Origin of the sequence: Ralstonia pickettii (assembly GCF_000607165.1) — a bacterium.
Taxonomy (GTDB): domain Bacteria; phylum Pseudomonadota; class Gammaproteobacteria; order Burkholderiales; family Burkholderiaceae; genus Ralstonia; species Ralstonia holmesii.
The window spans coordinates 182,858-201,914 of the sequence record NZ_JFZG01000024.1; the positions used below are offsets into that span (position 1 = coordinate 182,858).

A 19,057-nucleotide genomic window follows, 5' to 3' on the forward strand; every position below is an offset into this window, starting at 1 on the left:
ATATGGCAGGACGGACGGTCGTGAAACGCATGATGTGGCGGTGGATCTGGATATGCAGTGTCGGCGTGGGCGCCTTCGGCATGGCGGTGCCTGCCCAGGCTGCGCGCTGGCACCAATACCTGACGACGACGTCCGTCGTGGCTTCCATCGATCGCACGTCGCTGCGCTCCAACCGTACCGGCCACAAGACCTTTCTGGCGCGCACCGTGCTCAAGCGCAGCGAACGCCGCGCCCATGGGGCCCATTACCGGCCCGGCACGGTGATCCTCTCGCGTCAGGAGATCGACTGCCATCGCCAGCGCATCCGCCTGGTCGACTACGTGGTGCGCGGTCCCGACGGCGCCACGCTCGATACCGATACCGCAGCCGGCGCGCACTGGATGCGCATCCGCCCCGGTACGCTCGCTGCTCGCTCTGCCGCTTACGTCTGCGGCCGCCGCTAGACGCCGCGGCGGCTCGACAATGACCGGCGGGCATAGCACTATGGTGTCTGCCCTCCCACTACAACAAGACACCGGTCGCGAGGGGCGCCGGTGCCAGCCGACGGTCCGATGAAACTGACCCTGAAGTCGCAGGCGGCCATCATGGCGACCGTCATCAGCGTGACGGTGGTGAGCCTGTTCGGCTGGTCGCAGCGTGAGCCGATCCGCCGCGAGGTGATGGCGCAGATCAAGGCGCAGCAGACGGCCATGGTCAAGGAGTCGGCGGAAGACCTCAAGCAGCGGCTGGACACCTACCTGGGTGTGCTCGAGCGCACTGCCCAGCAGATGCGTACCGTGCAGTTCAGCACGCCCGCGCAGGAAGCGGCGTTCTACCGATCCATCCAGCCCGCCAGCGGCCTGTTCGACGGGGTGTTCCTGGCCTCGGCCGATGGCAAGGTGACAGCCACCTCGCGGCGCCGCGCGGGCGTGGTCGGCATCGACATTTCGGATCGGGATTACTTCAAGCAGGTCATGGTGGTCGATCAGCCGACCATCTCCGCGCCGCTGCGCAACCGGGTGGGCGGCGAGCCCATCGTTATCATGGCCGCGCCCGTGCATGATCAGGACGGCAATCTCGTCGGGTTGATCGGCGCGTCGCTGTACCTGCTCAAGCCGAACTTTCTGGGGGACATGCGCGACATGCGCGTGGGCCAGACCGGCCATGTCTACCTGGCCACGCGAGGTGACAACCCCGTCTATATCGTCCACCCCGAGGCCGACAAGACGCTTGCGCCGCTCGATGCCGATCCGGCGGTGGCCGCGGCCTTCCGCGCGAATCCGGATGCGCTGCCTGATCGCGGCGGCGACGTGGTTACCACGCACGACATCACTGCGGCCGGCTGGACGCTTGCTGCGGTATTGCCCGGGGCCGAGGCCAACCGGCAGCTCTTCCTCATGCGCCAGCGTTTTCGCTGGTCGCTCCTGGTGCTGGCAGCGCTGATCGGGGTGTCGGTGTGGGCGGCGATGCTGTGGCTGCTGCGCCCGCTTGGCCGGTTGCATGCCGCCATGACGCAGCTTTCGGCCACGGACTTGCGCAATGCGCCGCCGCTCGAGCTGGACGGTACCTCGGCGGAAATCGACGCGGTGTCGACGGCATTCCACAAGCTGATGGGCGAGGTTGTCCGCCAGCGCGCCGAACTGGAAGCCGTGAACGATGCCTCGCCGCTCGGATTGTTCCGCTCGGATGCGGACGGCCGGACCGTCTATACCAATGAGGCGTATCGCCGGCTGCTCGGTGCCACGCATGAAGAGGCGCTGGCCGACGTGTGGCTCGCACGCCTGCATCCGAACGACCGCGATGCCACCATGGCCGGTTGGCGGGATGCGGTCGCGCGCGGCGCAGGTTACAGCGCCGAGCAGCGCGTGATCGTGCCGGGCATCGGCGAGCGGCTGCTGGTCGTTACGACAGCGCCGGTGCGCGTGGACGACGAGATCGTCGGCCACGTTGGGGCCATGGAAGACATCACCGTACGCGCGCGGGCGCAACAGGCGTCGCGCGTGCTGACCAAGATCCTCGACTCCACCACCGACTTCGTTGCGCAGAGCGACGTACAGGGCAACGTTACCTACATGAATCCGGCCGGCCGGCGCTTTGCCGGCATTGCGCTGGACGCCAATCTCCAGGGCCTGACCGTTGCGGATTTCTATCCGCCCGAGACGATGGGCTGGCTGCGCGAGGTGGCCGTCCCCGCGGCTTCACGCGACGGCGTGTGGATTGGCGAAACCACGGTCCGAGGGGCCGAAGGTCAGGTCGTGCCGATCAACCACATGATCATCGCGCACCGCGATCCTGCCGGGCGTATGGAGCACTTCTCGTCGGTCATGCGCGACATCACGCAGGACAGGGCCGCCAAGGAAGCGCTGCAGCGCAGCCGCGAAACACTGCAAACGGTGACCGATGCGTTGCCTGCGCTGGTGGCCTTCATCGACACCGACGAGCGCTTCCGCTTCCTGAATGCCGCCTACGAGAAAGCGTATGGACGATCGGCTGCGAGCATGCTCGGACAGACGCTGCGTGAAGTTGTGGGCGACGATGCTTACAGCAACCTTCGCGATGCGTTGCGGCGCGCGCTGGGCGGCGAGACGATGGTCTTTGAGCGCGAACTCCGGGGCCGCGATCTGTACCGGTGCGAAGAGGTCAGCTACCTTCCGCAGTTCGATGCGCAAGGCCGCGTGGCGGGCGTGCATTCGGTCACCCTCGATATCACGGAGCGCAAGAAACAAGAGCTGCGCCTGCGCGCGCTGACCACCACCGATCACCTCACCGGCCTGGCCAACCGTGCTGGCTTTGAAGAGCGCTTACTGGCAGCGTTGGACCAGGCGCGTGTGAACGGATCCACCGGAGCGCTGCTGCTGGTCGATCTCGACCGCTTCAAGGTCGTCAACGACACGCACGGGCACGCCGTGGGCGATGCGCTGCTGCGTACCTTCGCGCAGCGCCTGGCGCGCGCCGTGCGCCCGTACGACGGCGTGGCACGTTTTGGTGGAGACGAGTTCGCCGTCATCCTGGAGCACCTGTCGCACGCGGACGACGCAAAGACGGTTGCCGCCAATATCCTCGCCGCATGCAACAAGCCGTTTCGCCTGCGTGAAGCGGTGGTGCAGGTGGGCGCGAGCATCGGTATCGCGACCTTCGACGCGCGCACGCTGGCGCAGAGCGTCGTCTTCGAAGCCGCCGACGAGGCGTTGTACGAAGCCAAATCGCGCGGCAAGGGGTTGTTTGTGAGCGCCGACGAGCTGCCGACGGGGTGATTTTCGCAGTGCCGCAAGGCACGCAGAAACGGGTACGCTCCACGTCGATTTGATGGTGTCGCGTGGCAATATTGCGCCGCAACAGTCGCCCCCCAGGCCGGGCGGCGGACAATCCCCTATCGCACGGTCGTGCGCTTTCCGGTAAAGTCCCGCGACTGACTGCACGTGCCGGCCACCCCGGCGCGTCGCACAAGAGCGCTGTACCCATGGCGCCTTCGCTTCACACTCCGACGCACTCCCGGCGCAGCATGCCCGATCCGGCATCGCTCGCCCGGCAGGTCTTCCGCCGTTTCGCCAACGTTGTTTGTCTTCGTGGCGCGAAACCCGGCAGGCGAGCGTCCGGACGCGATGCAGGGCGCATGCGGGGGGAGCGACGGTGTTGGGCCAGCGCATCTTCGAGACGAATCGCATTCAAGCAATCGCGACGGACAAACAAGGAGCAGGTTCGCATGAAAAAAATGATCAAACGGCTGCTGTTGACGGCAGTGGCTGCGGGGGCGGCAATCGCAACGGGCGCGGCAACTGCGGCCCAGGACATCAAGATCGGTGTGGCCGAAGCGCTGTCGGGCGGCGCAGCCCAGTACGGCGTGGCCATCCGCAACGGCTTCCAGTTGGCCGCTGACGAGATCAACGCCGCGGGCGGCATCAACGGCAGCAAGATCGCGCTGGTGATCGAAGACGAGCAGGGCAAGAAGGAAGAGGCCATCAACGTCTTCAAGAAGCTGATCTTCCAGGACAAGGTGGCGATGGTGTTCGGCCCCACGCTGTCCAACTCGGCACAGGCGGCCGACCCGATCGCGCAGGCGTCCAAGACGGTTGCCTTTGGCACTTCCAACACCGCAGACGGCATCACCAGCATCGGCGATTTCGTCTTCCGCAATTCCGTGACCGAAGCCGACGTGCTGCCGGCCACGATCCAGACCGTTGTGAAGAAAGCAGGCGTGAAGAAGGTGGCCGTGCTGTACGGCAACGACGACGTCTTCACCAAGAGCGGCTACGACAACTTCAAGAAGGCGCTCGAAGACCTGAAGATTCCGGTCACGACCACCGAGACCTTCGCCAAGGGCGATGTCGACTTCAAGGCCCAGCTCACCAAGATCAAGGCGACGAACCCGGACGCGATCGTGCTGTCGGCGCTGATTGCCGAAGGTGGTCCGATCATGGTGCAGGCGCGCCAGCTTGGCCTGAATGTGCCAATCATCGGCGGCAACGGCATGAACTCGGTCAAGGTGTTCGACCTGGCCAAGGACAAGTCCGACAACCTGTGGGTGGGCAGCCCGTGGTCGATCGAGAACCACACGGCCGAGAACAGCAAGTTCATCACCGCCTACACCGCCAAGTACAAGGCTGCGCCGGACCAGTTTGCGGCACAGTCGTATGACGCCATGTACATCGCGGCGACAGCGCTGAAGAAGGTGAAGTTCAGCGGCAACCTCGAAGCCGATCGCAAGGCGATCCGCGATGCGCTGCCGGCAGTCAAGCACGTTGGCGCGACCGGCGCGTTTGCGTTCCGTCAGGTGACGGCGCGCGGCAAGCCGGCCGGCTATGACGCCGTGCAGACGCCGATCGTGAGCGTGACCAAGAACGGCAAGTACACGATCGAGAAGTAATCTTCGGTTCTCGTTGAAACCGAAACGCGGGGCGTAGCTAAACCTACGCCCCATCGCTTTTTTTGTGGCTGCTTTGGTGACATTCGGCCGCTCCTCACTCTGATTCATCATGCTGGAACAGCAACTCGTCAATGCGCTGTCGCTCGGCTGCGTGTATGCGTTGTTCGCCCTGGGGTTCACGCTGGTTTTCGGCATCCTGGGCGTGATCAACCTGTCGCACGGCGCGGTCTTCATGCTCGGTGCCTATGCGGCGCTGCAGGTCGTCCTCCACTTCGATCTGCCGCTGTGGGCGGCGCTGGCCGTCGGTTTTGCCGTGAGCGGCGTGGCTGGGCTCATCATCGATGTGCTGCTGCTGCGCCCGCTGCGCCGGCGCAATGCGCCCCACCTGATTCCGATGATCGGGACCATCGGTGCGGGCATCGCCATCAATAACGCCATGCAGGGCGTGTTCGGGGCAGAGAACCTGCGCTTCCCGGCCGGGCTCGTGTCGGACGCCTCGCTGGACCTGGGCGGCATCCATCTCACGCCGCTCGAGCTGGGCATCATCGTGCTGTCGTTCGTGCTGATGGGCGCGCTCATGCTGCTGCTCAAGCGCACGCAGCTCGGCCGTGCGCTGCGCGCGATTGCGGAGTCGCCCAAGGCAGCGGCGCTGCTCGGCATCAATGTCGAAGGGCTGTTCCTGCTGACCTCGTTTGCCGCCGCTGCGCTGGGTGGGTTGTCGGGCGTGCTGATCGGCCTGTACTCCAACGCCGTGTTCCCGCTGATGGGCCAGCCGATGCTGCACAAGGGCATCGCGGTCATCATCCTGGGCGGCCTGGGCGATATTCGCGGCGCGATGCTCGGCGGCCTGTTCCTCGGCTTTGCCGAGGTGCTGTCGGTGGCCTACATCGGCTCGACCATGCGCGATGCGGTGGCGTTCGGTCTGCTGTTCCTGATCCTGCTGGTGCGGCCGCAAGGGCTGTTCGGCAAGGTGCTCGAACGCAAGGCATAAGGAGACCGACATGGAATGGTTCGACAACTTCTGGTCGGTCTACAGCAACCTGGTGCTGACGCTCGGCATCAACGCGTTGCTGGCGCTGTCCATTTATCTCACGCTGTCGTGCGGCCTGCTGGCGATGGCGAATGCGGCTTTCATGGGCATCGGTGCGTATACCTCCGCGCTGCTGACGATGAATGCGGAGATGCCGTTTTCGGTCGCGCTGCTGGGTGGCATGGCGGCACCAGCCGTGGTGGCCGTTGTCATCGGCCGGCCGACGCTGCGTCTTTCCGGCGTGTATCTGGCCATGGCCACGCTTGGTTTTGGCGAAGTCGTGCGCGTGCTGATCCTGAACACCGAGAACTGGACCGGCGGCGCGCTGGGCCTGAACGGCATTCCGCAACTGACCGAGTGGTGGCATGTGGCGCTGGCCGTGTTGGCCACGCTGTTCGTGCTGGCGCGCATGCGCCGCTCCAAGGTCGGCCGCGCATTCGAGGCCATCAAGGAAGACGAGACCGCCGCAGGCCTCATGGGCATCAACGTGGCCGGCACCAAGCTGCTGGCGTTCACGCTGGGTGCGGCCATTGCCGGGCTGGCGGGCGCACTCAATGCGCACCTGACGTTCTTCATCGGCCCCAATGAATTCGGCTTCGACCGCGGCGTGGAAATTCTCACGATGACGATTCTGGGCGGCACCAACGGCCTGACGGGCCCGGTGCTCGGCAGCCTGATCCTGTCGCTGCTACCCGAGCTGCTGCGTGCGTTCAAGGATTTCCGCTTGGTCGTCAATGGCGTGATCCTGATGGTGATCGTCCTGTTCCTGCCCAAGGGCATCTGGGATCCGGCGCGTTTCGCGCGCTGGTTCGGCATGAAGCGCGGCGGCACCATGCCGGGTGCGTCGGCCGCCTCCAATGAATCGCACTGAGGCCGCCATGCTGAAGCTCACCTCCATTTCCAAACGCTTTGGCGGCCTGTCGGTGCTGCAGGACGTCAACATTGAAGTGCCGCAAGGCACCATCTTCGGCTTGATCGGCCCGAACGGCGCCGGCAAGACGACCGTCTTTAACCTGATCACCGGCCTGCTGGCACCCACGGGCGGCTCGCTCACGTTCAACGGCGAAAATCTCGTCGGCAAGAAGCCGCACCAGATCACGCAGATGGGCATTGCGCGCACGTTCCAGAACATCCGCATCTTCAAGGAGATGACGCTGCTGGAGAACGTGGTGGTCGGCATGCATCGGCATCTCGACTACGGCGCGCCGGGCCTGCTGCTGTCGCTGCCCAAGTACCGCGCCGCCGAGCGCCGCGCGCGCGACCGTGCGCTGGAACTGCTCTCCTGGGTCAAGCTCGACCACAAGGCGCACGACATTGCCGACAACCTCTCGTACGGCGACCAGCGCAAGCTCGAACTCGCGCGGGCGCTGGCCACCGAACCCAAGCTGCTGCTGCTCGACGAGCCCGTCGCTGGCATGAACACGGGCGAGAAGGTCGACCTGATGGCCGAGATCGAGAACATCAAGGCGCGCGGCTACACGATCTTCATGATCGAGCACGACATGCGTTTCGTGATGGGCCTGTGCGAGCGCATTGCGGTGCTCAACTTCGGCCGCATCATCGCCGAAGGGCCGCCCGAAGCAATCCGCAACGATCCGCAGGTCATCGAAGCCTACCTGGGCCGCGATGACGACGATGAAGCGAACGGCGATGCTGCGCAGAAGGAGACGGCATGACCACGTTGCTGGAAGTCAAAGGGCTGGACGTGTCGTACGGGCACATCGCAGCCGTCAAGGGCATCGACTTTGCGCTCAAGGCCGGCGAGATCACCTCGCTGGTGGGCGCAAACGGTGCGGGCAAATCGACCACGCTGCTTGCGCTCTCGGGCCTGATCCCGAAGTCGCAGGGTGATGTGCGCGGCCAGATCCTGTTCGAGGGCGAAGACGTCACGCAGTGGTCTGCCCACAAGCGTGTGGAGCGCGGCATCGTGCAGGTGGCCGAAGGGCGCGCCACGCTCACCACGATGACGGTGCGCGAGAACCTGGAGCTGGGCGCCTACACGCGCAAGGACAAAGGTCAGATCGCCTCCGACCTGGAGCGCGTGTTCCACCTGTTCCCGCGCCTGAAGGAGCGTATCGAGGGTCTGGCGGGCAACCTCTCGGGCGGCGAGCAGCAGATGCTTGCCATCGGCCGCGCGTTGATGGCTCGCCCGCGCGTGCTGCTGCTGGATGAACCGTCGATGGGCCTTGCGCCGATCATCGTGCAGGAGATCTTCCGCATCCTGCGCACTATCAATGCCGAAGGTCTGACGATCTTCCTGGTCGAGCAGAACGTGCGTCAGGCGTTAAAGATCGCGCAGCATGGCTATGTGCTGGAGACCGGCCAGATCGTGCTCGCCGACAGCGGTAAAAACCTGCTGGGCAATCCGCGCGTGCTCGAAGCCTACCTGGGCGGCTGAGCGTTCAGAACGCGCCTCGGCATGCAACATTGCCGAGGCGTAAGAACCGCATATCCATTGGGTTTGCGGTTCATTTTCACCCAAAAGCGTACCCGTTTCTGCGTACGTTCAAAACCCCGCCAAGACGTGTCGCTGTGCGTCGAACAGCGCGATCAATGCATCGGCCACGGCTCGCACGCGCGGTGATCGTCGAACGTCGGGGTGGATCACCAACCAGATTTCTCGGTGCAACGCAGGATCGTCGACAGGCAATCGGCGCAAAAGCGTACCCGTTTCTGCGGGCGCGCCAAGCAGGTGAGGCAGCGCTGCAACACCCAGTCCGGCCAGTGTCGCCTGATGCATCGCCGCCAGATCGCTGCAGCGTAAGACCACGCGACGTTCGCCTGCGTAGTTGTCCAGCCAGCGCTGTTGCGGGACGTGGCGCAGGTTTTCGTCGTAGCCGATGAATTCCCACTCTGATTCGGGGCGTGCGAGCACCTCTGCGGTGGCGTACAGGCCGTAGCCGAGGTCGCCCAGCGGCCGTGTCGCCAAGGTAGATGACGTCGGGCGCGACAAGCGCACCGCCAAGTCGGCCTCGTGCGCCATCAGGTTGGCGTTGCGCTTTTCGCCCAGCAGCACGAGGTCGATGCCGGGCCATTGCCGGCGCAGTGCCGCCAGGTTTGGCGCGATGATGTGGCTGGCCACCGTGGGCGGCGCGGAGATACGCACCGTCCCGCGCAAGCTGCCCGCCCCCGCTGCGGCACGTGCAAAGCCGGCGGCCTCCTGCTCCATGCGTTCTGCACGCTCGGCCAGGGCGTTGCCTTCAGCGGTCAGGCGCCAGCCGCGCGGCAGGCGGTCGAACAAGCGCACGCCCAATGATTGCTCCAACGCATCGGCACGCCGCGCTACCGTGGTGTGTTCCACCGCCAGCCGCCGCGCAGCGGCCGACAAGCTGCCCTCGCGCGCCAGCACGAGAAAGTAGCGCACGTCATCCCACTGCAAGGAAGAGGAAGGTTCGGCCGCCGCCGCACGCGCCAGGGCACGTGCATTTTTTGGCCGACCTGGGCTTTTTTGCACAGAAGCTGATCGGTTTTTGTGAATTCCCGGGTGATTCTGAACGGATTACGCTTGTTTCACAACGTGACGAACGCAGTACCCGTCATCGACCAAACCGAAAAGCGTACCCATTTCTGCGAGGACTTTTGCCATGCACGCCAAGGTGATCCAACTGCGCGAACCCGGACCAGCATTGGGTTTGCGGCCCGCCAGCCTGATGTTGCCGCCGCCCGCGCCGAATGCGATGACGGTGCGGCATACCGCCGTCGGCGTGAACTTTGTCGACGTGTATCACCGTGCCGGGCTGTATCCGGTGCCCGCATTCCCGGCGGTGCTCGGGGTGGAGGGTGTCGGCGTGGTGGAAGCCGTGGGTACGGATGTGCGCGGCTTTGTGGTTGGCCAGCGCGTGGCCTGGGCCGGCCTGATGGATGGCGCGCCCGGGGGCTACGCCAGCCATCGCAACATTCCGGCCGAACGGGCGATTGCCTTGCCGGATGCGCTTGATGACCAAACCGTCGCGGCCACATTGGTCCGCGGCATCACTGCGCACATGCTGCTGACGCGGGTACGGCAGATGCGCGCCGGCGATACGGTGCTCGTGCACGCCGCAGCCGGCGGCCTGGGCGTGTTGCTGGTGCAGTGGGCCAAGCGCCAGGGTGCGCGTGTGATCGGCACGGTTGGCAGCGAAGCCAAAGCCGCCGTCGCGCTGGGCCATGGCGCAGACCACGTCGTGTTGCATCGCCAGCAGGACGTGCGCGAAGCCGTGCTGCAGCTCACCGGCGGAGAAGGCGTCGACTACGTGATCGACGGCATTGGCGGCGCCATGCTGCAAACATCGTTGGCAGTGACGCGGCCATTCGGCATGGTGGCCAGCATCGGTCAGGCGGGCGATGTCGGCAACGCCCAAACGGATGTCGTCGATCTTGCGGCGCTTGGACCGTCGCGCTCGATTGCGCTGGCGCGGCCAGGCGTATTCCGCTACATGGCCGATCTGTCGAACTACCGGATGGGAGCGCAGGCGGCGTTGCAACGCATGCTCGATGGCGTGCGCGTGCCGGTGGGCGGTACCTATGCGCTGGAAGATGCGGCTGCCGCCCACACCGCGCTCGAAGCCGGACAGACCTCGGGGGCGTTGCTCTTGCGCCCTTGAGAACCCTGCGCGCCGAAGGGTTTCCGTGCAAAGCGTACCCGTTTCTGCGGGACACTCAGCGTCGTTGCTTCACGTTGCCGGGTCTCGCGTTTCGAAGGTTTTACCTCACCTCACAAGGAGCCATCGCATGCTGTACCTGATTCTTTTCAACTACACCGCACCGCTCGAAACGCTCGATCGCGTGCTGCCTGCGCATCGTGCGCATCTGGACGCCCACTATGCGAGCGGCCACTTCCTGATGTCGGGGCCGTTCTTCCCGCGTGAGGGCGGTGGCATCCTGGCGCGTGCCGAATCCCGTGAAGAAATCGACGCCATCGTCGCGCGCGACCCATTCGTGATCGAAAACCTCGTACAGGCGCGCGTCATTGCCTGGGGCCCGAATCGTCGCAGCGCTGATACACCGCAGGCGTGGTTGCCAGACGCTGTGGTCGCGGCATCGACTTAAAACGGGCGCGGCGCCGCCGCTATCATGTCGATCTGTTCTTGCGCGAATCGACATGACCGACACGCCGCCGCCTCAACCTGATGTGCCGCGCCAGCCATGGTGGCGGCGCGCGACTGCCCGGCTGCCGTTCGGTCGCGAGCATCTTGTGTTCGTGATTGCCGGGGTGATCGGCTGCGCGGGCGCTCTGTCGACGATCCTGTTTCGCGAGTCCCTGCGTCATCTGCAATGGTGGCTCTCGGGTACGGACCAGGGCTTGGTGGCCACGGCGCGCGCGTTGCCGTGGTGGGCGCGCCTGCTGGTGCCGACCGTGGGCGGACTGCTGGCGGGCATTACCTTGCAAGTGGGCCTGAAGTGGATCCCCCGAAAGGGCTCGGAAGACTATATGGAAGCCATTGCCGTGGGCGATGGCGTGCTCAGCGCGCGGCAGAGCTTGGTACGCAGTGCGTCGTCGTTGTGCTCGGTGGCCAGTGGCGCGTCGATCGGGCGCGAAGGGCCGATGGTGCAATTGGCGGCCATGTGCGGCTCGCTGGTCGGCCGCGTGCTGCGGCGCTGGACGCCCGTGCCGGTCGAGCAATTGCGTCTGCTGGTCGCGTGCGGTGCGGCCGCTGGCATCACCTCTGCTTATAACGCGCCTATCTCGGGCGCCGTGTTCGTCTGCGAAATCGTGTTCGGTGTCATCACCACGGCGACACTCGGGCCGCTGCTGGTGGCGGCTGTCACCGCAGACATCGTGGTGCGCCAGTTCTTCGGGTACGGGGCGGTCTACGAGATGCCGCACTTCGATTTTGTTTCCGGCTGGGAAGTGCTGACGTATCTGGGCCTTGGTTTGGCGGCGGGGATGGTGGGGCCGCTGCTGCTGGGTCTGATTGACCGCGCGCGTGATGCGTTTGCACAGACCAAGCTGCCGCTCACGCTGCGATTGGCCGCCGGCGGGTTGATTGTCGGTGCGCTCTCCACGGGCGTGCCCGAGGTCTGGGGTAACGGCTACAGCGTGGTGAATGGCTTCCTGCATGACCCATGGCTGTGGCAGACGGTGGCGCTGGTGCTGATCTGCAAGGTGGTGGCGACGGCGTCCAGCGCAGGTTCTGGCGCGGTGGGTGGTGTGTTCACACCCACGCTGTTCTGTGGCGCGGCGCTGGGTTTGCTGTACGGCACGGGCATGCACGCGCTGCTGCCGGATGCGGCGCCCGTGCCAGTCAGCTACGCGGTGGTCGGCATGGGCGCGTTGCTGGCGGCCACCACGCATGCGCCGCTCATGTCGATCCTGATGATCTTCGAGATGACGCTGTCGTATCAGGTGGTGCTGCCGCTCATGTTGGCGTGCATTACCGGCTATGTGACGGCACATGCGGCGGGTGCGCCGTCGGTGTATGCGCGTGCGCTGGCGCGCAATCGTGCAGATGCCGGAAACGATGCGCAGCACCTTCCATCGCCATCAGACAGCACGCAGAAATAGGTACGCTTTGCTGGTTGGGAGGCGCCTGACCACAGATATTCCTGGAGGACAAGCTTGCCAAGTCAGCTAAATCCAAGGAAAAGCGCTCTATAAGCCTCTTTAATTGTGCGTTTCCGGGAACTTTCGGGAGTTATTGCGACAATTTATTGCTGTTGAGAATCGTTATCATTTATATTTGCGTCCGCAATTCGTAGTGCGCTCTCGTGCACGGCGGCGCGGGCGCAGGAGGGCGTTCCGTAGCGGCTGGCACCACTAGAAGAGTGCCGCCGGAGAAACCACGCAATGAACTGCCGCACGCCCGTCGCCAGCGCCCTGTTGGCCCTGTTTGCCACCCCCACCGTCGCACTCGCCCAGCAGGCCACGCTTGCCCAGGCACCCGCCACCGCCACGTTGCCGGAAGCTGTTGTGAAGGGCTCCGCCCCGCGCGACGACTACAACGCCGCCAAAAGCTCCATCTCCAAGCTGCCCGAGAACCTGCGCGATGTGCCGCAATCGGTGACGGTCGTGCCCAAGGCGCTGACCGACGCGCAAGGCGGCAGCTCGCTGGCCGACGCACTGCGCAACGTGCCCGGCATCACCATCGGCGCGGCCGAAGGTGGGCAGATTGGCAACAACATCAACCTGAACGGCTTCTCGGCGCGTACCGACATCTACCTCGACGGCTTCCGTGATCGCGGCCAGTACTATCGCGACTTGTTCGCTCTCGATTCGGTGGAAGTGCTGATGGGCCCGTCGTCGATGCTGTTCGGTCGCGGCTCCACCGGCGGTGTCATCAACCAGGTGACGAAGAAGCCGAAGCTGAAAGCGGCCACGGAAATCACCGGATCGGTCACGACCAACGGCTTGGTGCGCGCTACGGCCGACGTCAACACGCCGACGTCCGACACCTCCGCCTTCCGCATCGCCGCGATGGCGCAGAACGGCAAGACCAGCACGCGCGACGAGATGACCGCGCAGGATTTCGGCATCGCGCCGTCGTGGCGTTTCGGCATCGGTACGCCGACCGAGGTGACGCTGTCCGCGCTGCTGCAGCACAACCGCGACATGCCCGACTACGGCGTGCCGAACCTCAACGGCCACCCGGTCAACGTGAGCCCCAAGACGTACTACGGCTACACCGATGACCGCACCACGCAGGATGTGGCGTCGTTCTCGGCCAATATCGATCACAAGTTCTCGCCCAACCTGCGCCTGCGCAACCAGACGCAGTTCAACTACGTGCAGACCGACGCGCGGGAGACGGCGCCCAACGCTGTGGGTACGGTCAATTCGTCGGGCGTGTTCACGGCGCTCGCCAACAGCAATCTGCCGCTCTCGGCGCTGTCGGTGCGTTTGCAAAGCCATGACCGCCGCATCCGCGATTACTCGCTATTCAACCAGACCGAACTGACGGCCAAGTTCGATACGGGTTCGGTCAAGCACACGCTGCTGGTTGGCACCGAGTTCGGCCACGACGGTTACGACAACCAGAACTATTACCGCAACGGCTCGTGCAATGGCACGCCGCTGGCGCAGTCGAGCATGACGAGCGGCTTTGTCTCGTGCGAGCCGCTGGTGAGCCCGAGCTACACCACGTCGCCGGCCAGCACGCCGTCCAGCCTGGGCAACCTGCAGGGCGGCTCGGCCAACACGGTGGCTGCGTATTTCAACGACTCGATCGAATTCACCAAGCAGTGGAAGGCGGTGGCCGGCCTGCGCTATGACCGCTACGTTGCGAGCATTTCGAACTCGCTGAATTCGGCGAACACGCCGGCGTCGGCCAAGATCACCGCGCTGCCGTACGCGCAGCAGAGCGTGAACTTTGTCAGCACGCGCCTGGGCGGCATCTGGCAGCCGACGGACTGGCAGTCGTACTACGTGTCGTATGGCACGTCGTTCAACCCGTCATTGGAGCAACTCGTGGGCACCACCGGCCAGCAGAACCTGGACCCGGAGAAGAACAAGTCGTATGAAGCCGGCGGCAAGTGGGATCTGCTCAACGGCGATCTGTCGGTCAGCTCGGCGCTGTTCCAGATCACCAAGGACAACGCCCGCACGCAGATCGACAGCACGACGTACACGTCGGCAGGCAAGATCCGCGTGCGCGGTGCGCGCCTGGGTGCCACGGGCCACGTGACCGACAAGCTGCAGATCTTTGCGGGCTATACCTACCTGGATGCGCAGATCGTCAATGGCATCGCCGCGGGCACGCAGGGCATGACGCCGGCCAACACGCCCAAGCACGCTGCCACGGTGTGGACGAGCTACACCTTCCTGCCGAACTGGGAGGTGGGCGCGGGCGCGTTCTACATGTCGCAGCGCTACGCCAACAACACCGACACGGTGCAGGTGGGTGGCTTCGTGCGCTGGGATGCGATGCTGGCCTATCACCAACCGAAATACGACGTGCGGCTGAACCTGTTCAACCTGTTCAACAAGACGTATTACGATGCGCTGATTCCGTCCGATGGCGGTCGCGCCGTGCCGGGCACCGGCCGTGCGGCGATGTTGTCGGTGGTATATCGGATGTAATGGCAGGGGGATGGGCCCTCGGCTGCATCCCCGTTTCCTTCCAGCGCCATGCTTGTCTGCATTCCCAACGTCTTCAACGCCGCGCAGGTGGCTGCGCTGCGCGACCTGCTCGATAGCGCGGGCGATGCCTGGGTCGATGGCCGCGTGTCGGCCGGGTATTCGGGGGCACCGGTCAAGGTCAACCAGCAGATTGACGAGCGCGCAGAAGTGGCGCTGCAGTGCCAGCAGCTCATCCTGAGCGTGCTGGAGCGGCACCCGCGCTTCATCAGCGCGGCGTTGCCCAACGTGGTGTACCCGCCGATGTTCAACCGCTACGGCGAGGGCATGACCTTCGGCGCGCATGTCGATGGCAGCGTGCGTATCCATCCGCACAACGGCACAAAGCTGCGCACCGACATCTCGGCCACGCTGTTTCTGTCAGACCCCGCCAGCTATGACGGCGGCGAACTGCAGATTGAAGACACCTATGGCATGCACAGCGTCAAGCTCAATGCCGGTGACCTCGTGATCTACCCGGCAACGAGCCTGCATCAGGTGACGCCCATCACGCGGGGAGTGCGCGTGGCGAGCTTCTTCTGGATCCAGAGCCTGATTCGCGATGACGCGCAGCGCGCGATGCTGTTCGACCTGGACAACGCAATCCAGACGCTCAACCAGACCGACGCGGATGCCACCGCGCGCCGCACGCTCATCGGCGTGTATCACAACCTGATGCGGCAGTGGAGCGAGACCTGATGTGAGCCTGCTGTGCGCTTCGGCTCAGTGGCCCGAACGGCGATACAGCTCGGCCATCATGCCGCAGCTTTCCACGTGCAGTGCAACGGCGCGGCTGGCTTCACGGCGCACGATTTGCCAGAAACGGGCGAAACGCGAGGCGGGGGCGGCTTTGAGAGCGACGGTGTTCATGGCGATTCCTTCTGAGGACTGATTTAGGGATAACCCTAGTAGGGAATACCCGAATATTAGTCCGAATATTGCGACGCAGCAAAACCGCATTCGCCAGTGTCGCCTCATCACCACATATGGGTGCCTAATGCGCCACTCTACTGACCGTACCGGCATTGCCGTCTACACGGATCGTCTCGCCATCTTTCAACTGTGCCCGGATGCCAGGCAGGTTCACCACGGCCGGAATCCCGAACTCCCGCGCCACGATGGCGCCATGCGAGAGGTAGCCACCGGTTTCCATGACCAGCGCGCCGGCCTTCAGGAAAAGGGGCGTCCAAGCGGGATCGGTACTGGGGGCGACCAGGATATCGCCGGCTTGCAGTGCCGTGCCGGCGGCGGCGTGATCGACCAGACGTGCTTGCCCCTGTGCCGAGCCAGCGCCCACGGCGGTGCCGCTCCAGGCATCTCCTGAGAGGGCGACTGACGTACTGGCCACGACCGGTGCCTCGCCATGTTCGATGAGGATGTCCGGCTCCTGCGCAGCGGCCCAATCGTCCAACTGTTGGCGGCGTTCACGCGCGCGCTGCGCGGCGAAGCGCAGGGGTAATGCGCCTGTGGCCGCGGCTACGCATTCGTCCAGCGTCAGGTTGAAGATGTCTTCCGACGCATCGAGTCCTTCCTCGCCGACGAGCCTGTCAGCCAGCTTGAGCAGGCCGATGCGCAGCGCTTCCAGATACGCCACCAGCGCGCTGCGCGCGGCTTCGCGCTGGTTGCTGTCGCGCACGGCACCCTTGAGCATCCCCCGCACAATCGGGCGCAGCCAGAACGGCAGGCGCGCCCACGCACGCTCAGACGCCGCCAGTTGCCTTTGCCGCACGGCGTGCGCGTCGCTGTCGATCAGCCCGACGATGAGGTCGAGCAAATAGTTGGGCTGCTCGCGCCAGCGCGGGCGGCGGAAGTAGCTCTCTTCAATGGCGCGGTGTCCGTAGCGCTCCAGAAACGTACTGAAGTGCCGGCGGAACGGGCTGTGCGCCGGCAGTTGCTGCGCCCATTGCGTGCCGATGCGGTTGTCGGCGCGAAGCCAGGCGAGGGCTTCGGCATCGGCGGCGGCCGTTTGCGCCAGCGCCATCAATTCGTAGCTCTGCTGCGCGGTGACGCTGGGTTCTGCGCCTGCCATGAGCGCGGCGGCCAGCGCGTGGCCCTCGCCGGGGCAGTGTTTTTCGATCACGTCGACCAGGCCCGAAACGGAGCCGCCCGCCGAGCCCTGCAGGAAGAACAGGCCGTCTGCGCGGCGCGCGGTGTTGAAGCGCTCGCGCAGGCAGGCGGCCAGCTCCGCTGCCGATTCCGGCCACGCGTCTTCACGCCATTGCGCGGCTTGCTTGCGGGCGCGGTTCAGATCGCTTTGCGCATGGCGGCGCGCGGCGCCGGCGCTGCACAAATAACGCAGGAGACGCGCCCCGCGTGCCAGCCGCTGCGGCCATGTGGCGCGCGGCAGCGCAATCTCGGGCTGCGTGCCGCCGAGCATGCGGTTGATGGCATCCGGCGCAATGCCGAACGCGTCAAATGCCTCCCACTGCATCAACGAGACGTCGAGGTACACGCAGCCGCCAAACAACTTGGCGCGCGCCAGCCCGGGCAGCAATGCGTAGCCGGCCAGCGAGTAGGCCAGCATCAGCATGCGATTGGCCGCGTGACCGTAGAGCGTCCAGTCGATGGGCGACAGCGGCGCGGGAAACACCTCGCGCGTGTTGCCGCGCGTCCAGAACGTCGGCTGGGTTTGGAGTGCGGCGTAAGTCTGGCGGGCGGCCGTGGTGATCGGGCGAGCCTGCACGATCCAGAAGCGCTGCCCGTCCCAGACCCATTCGATGTCATAGCGCGGCTGCGCAAAATCCAGCGCGCGTGCCGTGTCGCGCGCCACCGTGGCAAGTGCAATGAGCTGGGCGTCGTCCAGCACGGCGCGGCGGGCATCTTCAGTGGCGGTATCGGCGAGTGCGGTGCCGCCTTCGGCCAGCGCGCGCGTCATGCGGCGCTTTGTGCCGATCTGGCGTTGGACCACCCGCAGCGCGTCGTCTTGCGGCGCGACTTCCAGCCGGTCGACGTCACCATCGGCTTGGCCGCCCACCAGCGCTTCGCCCAGGCCCCAGTGCGCGTTGATGACGATGTGGTCGTCGCGGCCGCTCAGGGGGTCGCCGGTGAACGCGATGCCTGCGGCCACTGCCGGCAACATCGGCATGATGACCACGGCCATCGCCAGATCGGAGGTGTCGATGCCAAAGCGCTCGCGGTATGCCAACGCTTGCGGTGCGTACGCCGAGTCCCACACGGCGCGCACCGCTTCCGCCAGCGCCTGCACGCCAATCACGTTCAGGCGCGTTTCGTGAATGCCCGCGAACGAGCGTCGCGCGGAATCTTCCTGCGGTGCGGACGAGCGCACGGCCAGTGGCGTGTTTTGCCAGCCGCGCGCGGCCAGCGCTTGCGCGATGGCAGCCAGCACCGTATCGGGCACCGCATCTCCGTGCTTCCGGCTGAGGCTGGCCTCTGCGGCCAGCACGAAACCATCGGGCACCGGCACGCCGAGTCTCGCCATCCGACCAAGCTGCCAGCCCTTGCCGCCCGCCACTGCGGCACCAGCCGCAGCCGCAGCCGGCCAATCGAGCACGAGCGGGTTCATCACGCCTCCTTGGCGGCCATGCCGTGCAGGAACAGGTCGATAACGGCGGAGAAACCCGCGTGCAGGTCCGTTTCAGGACGTGCCAGCCAGCGCATCAGTGCGCCGAGATACAGGTACTCGAACAACACCGCGAGGTGCTGCGCATCAAGCCGGGTATCGAGTTCGCCCGAGCGCTGCGCCGCATCGATGAGCATCATGAACACCGCTTCGAGCCCGCTGCGCTTGTCTGCGTCACGGTTGCGGGCAGCCAGGTCGGCGCTGGCAAAGCGGTAACGGAAATACGCGGCCAGGTAGGGCCGGCGCACGTTGCACCAATCGGCCGAGGCGGAAAGCAGCACCGCCAGGCGGGAGGCGAAATCCGGCTGCGCCTCGATCTGCGCACGCAATTGCGCGCCGCCGGCCGCCAGTTCGGCGTGGAACTGGTGTGCCAACAGGGCTTCCTTGACCGGAAAGTGGTTGTACAGCGTGCCCTTGGACACATCGGCCTGCGCGGCAATCTGCTCCATCGTCACCGCGTCGTAACCGTGCTGCTCGAACAGGGAGAAGGCGGTGGCCGCCAGGTGGTCCAGCGTCTGGTTGCGCTTGCGTTCGCGGCGGCCGGCTTCAATGGGGATCGGGATGGACGACATG

At 65.3% G+C, this 19,057-nt stretch carries 16 protein-coding genes; 12 read left to right on the plus strand and 4 right to left on the minus strand.

Annotated elements, in window-relative coordinates:
- Positions 1-2: 2 nt before the first annotated feature.
- From BG83_RS0118425 to BG83_RS0118460, 7 genes are all read left to right on the plus strand, one after another.
- On the plus strand, positions 3-443 hold the full coding sequence (locus BG83_RS0118425; RefSeq protein WP_024978069.1) for a surface-adhesin E family protein: 441 nt from the start codon (positions 3-5) through the stop codon (positions 441-443).
- A 108-nt stretch (positions 444-551) separates the two neighbouring features.
- Entirely contained in the window at positions 552-3,233 is a 2,682-nt protein-coding gene (locus BG83_RS0118430; protein ID WP_024978070.1) for a diguanylate cyclase domain-containing protein, read from the plus strand.
- Positions 3,234-3,682: 449 nt separating this feature from the next.
- Entirely contained in the window at positions 3,683-4,843 is a 1,161-nt protein-coding gene (locus BG83_RS0118440) for an ABC transporter substrate-binding protein (protein ID WP_024978072.1), read from the plus strand.
- Positions 4,844-4,952: 109 nt separating this feature from the next.
- Positions 4,953-5,834, plus strand: coding sequence for a branched-chain amino acid ABC transporter permease (locus BG83_RS0118445; protein ID WP_024978073.1), 882 nt, complete (start codon positions 4,953-4,955; stop codon positions 5,832-5,834).
- A gap of 10 nt (positions 5,835-5,844) precedes the next feature.
- Complete coding sequence (locus BG83_RS0118450; protein WP_024978074.1) at positions 5,845-6,744, plus strand: branched-chain amino acid ABC transporter permease; 900 nt, start codon at positions 5,845-5,847, stop codon at positions 6,742-6,744.
- Positions 6,745-6,751: 7 nt separating this feature from the next.
- The gene (locus BG83_RS0118455; protein ID WP_024978075.1) at positions 6,752-7,549 is read left to right on the plus strand and encodes an ABC transporter ATP-binding protein; all 798 of its coding nucleotides are present in this window, start codon (positions 6,752-6,754) and stop codon (positions 7,547-7,549) included.
- The gene (locus BG83_RS0118460; protein ID WP_024978076.1) at positions 7,546-8,271 is read left to right on the plus strand and encodes an ABC transporter ATP-binding protein; all 726 of its coding nucleotides are present in this window, start codon (positions 7,546-7,548) and stop codon (positions 8,269-8,271) included. Before BG83_RS0118455 ends, BG83_RS0118460 begins: the two co-directional genes overlap by 4 nt.
- 108 nt (positions 8,272-8,379) lie before the next feature.
- Here the strand turns inward: BG83_RS0118460 and BG83_RS0118465 are convergent, their stop codons facing one another.
- The gene (locus BG83_RS0118465; protein ID WP_024978077.1) at positions 8,380-9,252 is read right to left on the minus strand and encodes a LysR family transcriptional regulator; all 873 of its coding nucleotides are present in this window, start codon (positions 9,250-9,252) and stop codon (positions 8,380-8,382) included.
- Positions 9,253-9,457: 205 nt separating this feature from the next.
- On the opposite strand from BG83_RS0118465, the gene BG83_RS0118470 reads away from it, so the two are divergent.
- The 5 genes from BG83_RS0118470 (at position 9,458) to BG83_RS0118490 (ending at position 15,603) form a co-directional block, all read left to right on the plus strand.
- Entirely contained in the window at positions 9,458-10,456 is a 999-nt protein-coding gene (locus BG83_RS0118470; RefSeq protein ID WP_024978078.1) for a quinone oxidoreductase family protein, read from the plus strand.
- Positions 10,457-10,583: 127 nt separating this feature from the next.
- Complete coding sequence (locus BG83_RS0118475; protein ID WP_024978079.1) at positions 10,584-10,901, plus strand: YciI family protein; 318 nt, start codon at positions 10,584-10,586, stop codon at positions 10,899-10,901.
- 52 nt (positions 10,902-10,953) lie between these two features.
- Positions 10,954-12,357 (plus strand): ClcB-like voltage-gated chloride channel protein, encoded by a 1,404-nt coding sequence (locus tag BG83_RS0118480; protein ID WP_024978080.1) that lies wholly within the window; start codon positions 10,954-10,956, stop codon positions 12,355-12,357.
- A 282-nt stretch (positions 12,358-12,639) separates the two neighbouring features.
- Complete coding sequence (locus BG83_RS0118485; protein WP_024978081.1) at positions 12,640-14,868, plus strand: TonB-dependent receptor; 2,229 nt, start codon at positions 12,640-12,642, stop codon at positions 14,866-14,868.
- A 48-nt stretch (positions 14,869-14,916) separates the two neighbouring features.
- Complete coding sequence (locus BG83_RS0118490) at positions 14,917-15,603, plus strand: Fe2+-dependent dioxygenase (RefSeq protein WP_024978082.1); 687 nt, start codon at positions 14,917-14,919, stop codon at positions 15,601-15,603.
- Between the two features lie 24 nt (positions 15,604-15,627).
- Here BG83_RS0118490 and BG83_RS29710 read toward each other — a convergent pair whose 3' ends face one another.
- The 3 genes from BG83_RS29710 to BG83_RS0118505 form a co-directional block, all read right to left on the minus strand.
- A complete protein-coding gene (locus tag BG83_RS29710) occupies positions 15,628-15,774 on the minus strand; it encodes a hypothetical protein (protein WP_175537079.1) in 147 nt (48 codons plus the stop codon).
- 124 nt (positions 15,775-15,898) lie between these two features.
- Positions 15,899-18,427 carry a PEP/pyruvate-binding domain-containing protein gene (locus BG83_RS0118500; protein WP_024978083.1) on the minus strand — a complete coding sequence of 843 codons (2,529 nt, stop codon included), beginning with the start codon at positions 18,425-18,427 and terminating at the stop codon, positions 15,899-15,901.
- Positions 18,427-19,056, minus strand: coding sequence for a TetR/AcrR family transcriptional regulator (locus BG83_RS0118505; RefSeq protein ID WP_024978084.1), 630 nt, complete (start codon positions 19,054-19,056; stop codon positions 18,427-18,429). Before BG83_RS0118505 ends, BG83_RS0118500 begins: the two co-directional genes overlap by 1 nt.
- Between the last annotated feature and the right edge of the window lies 1 nt (position 19,057).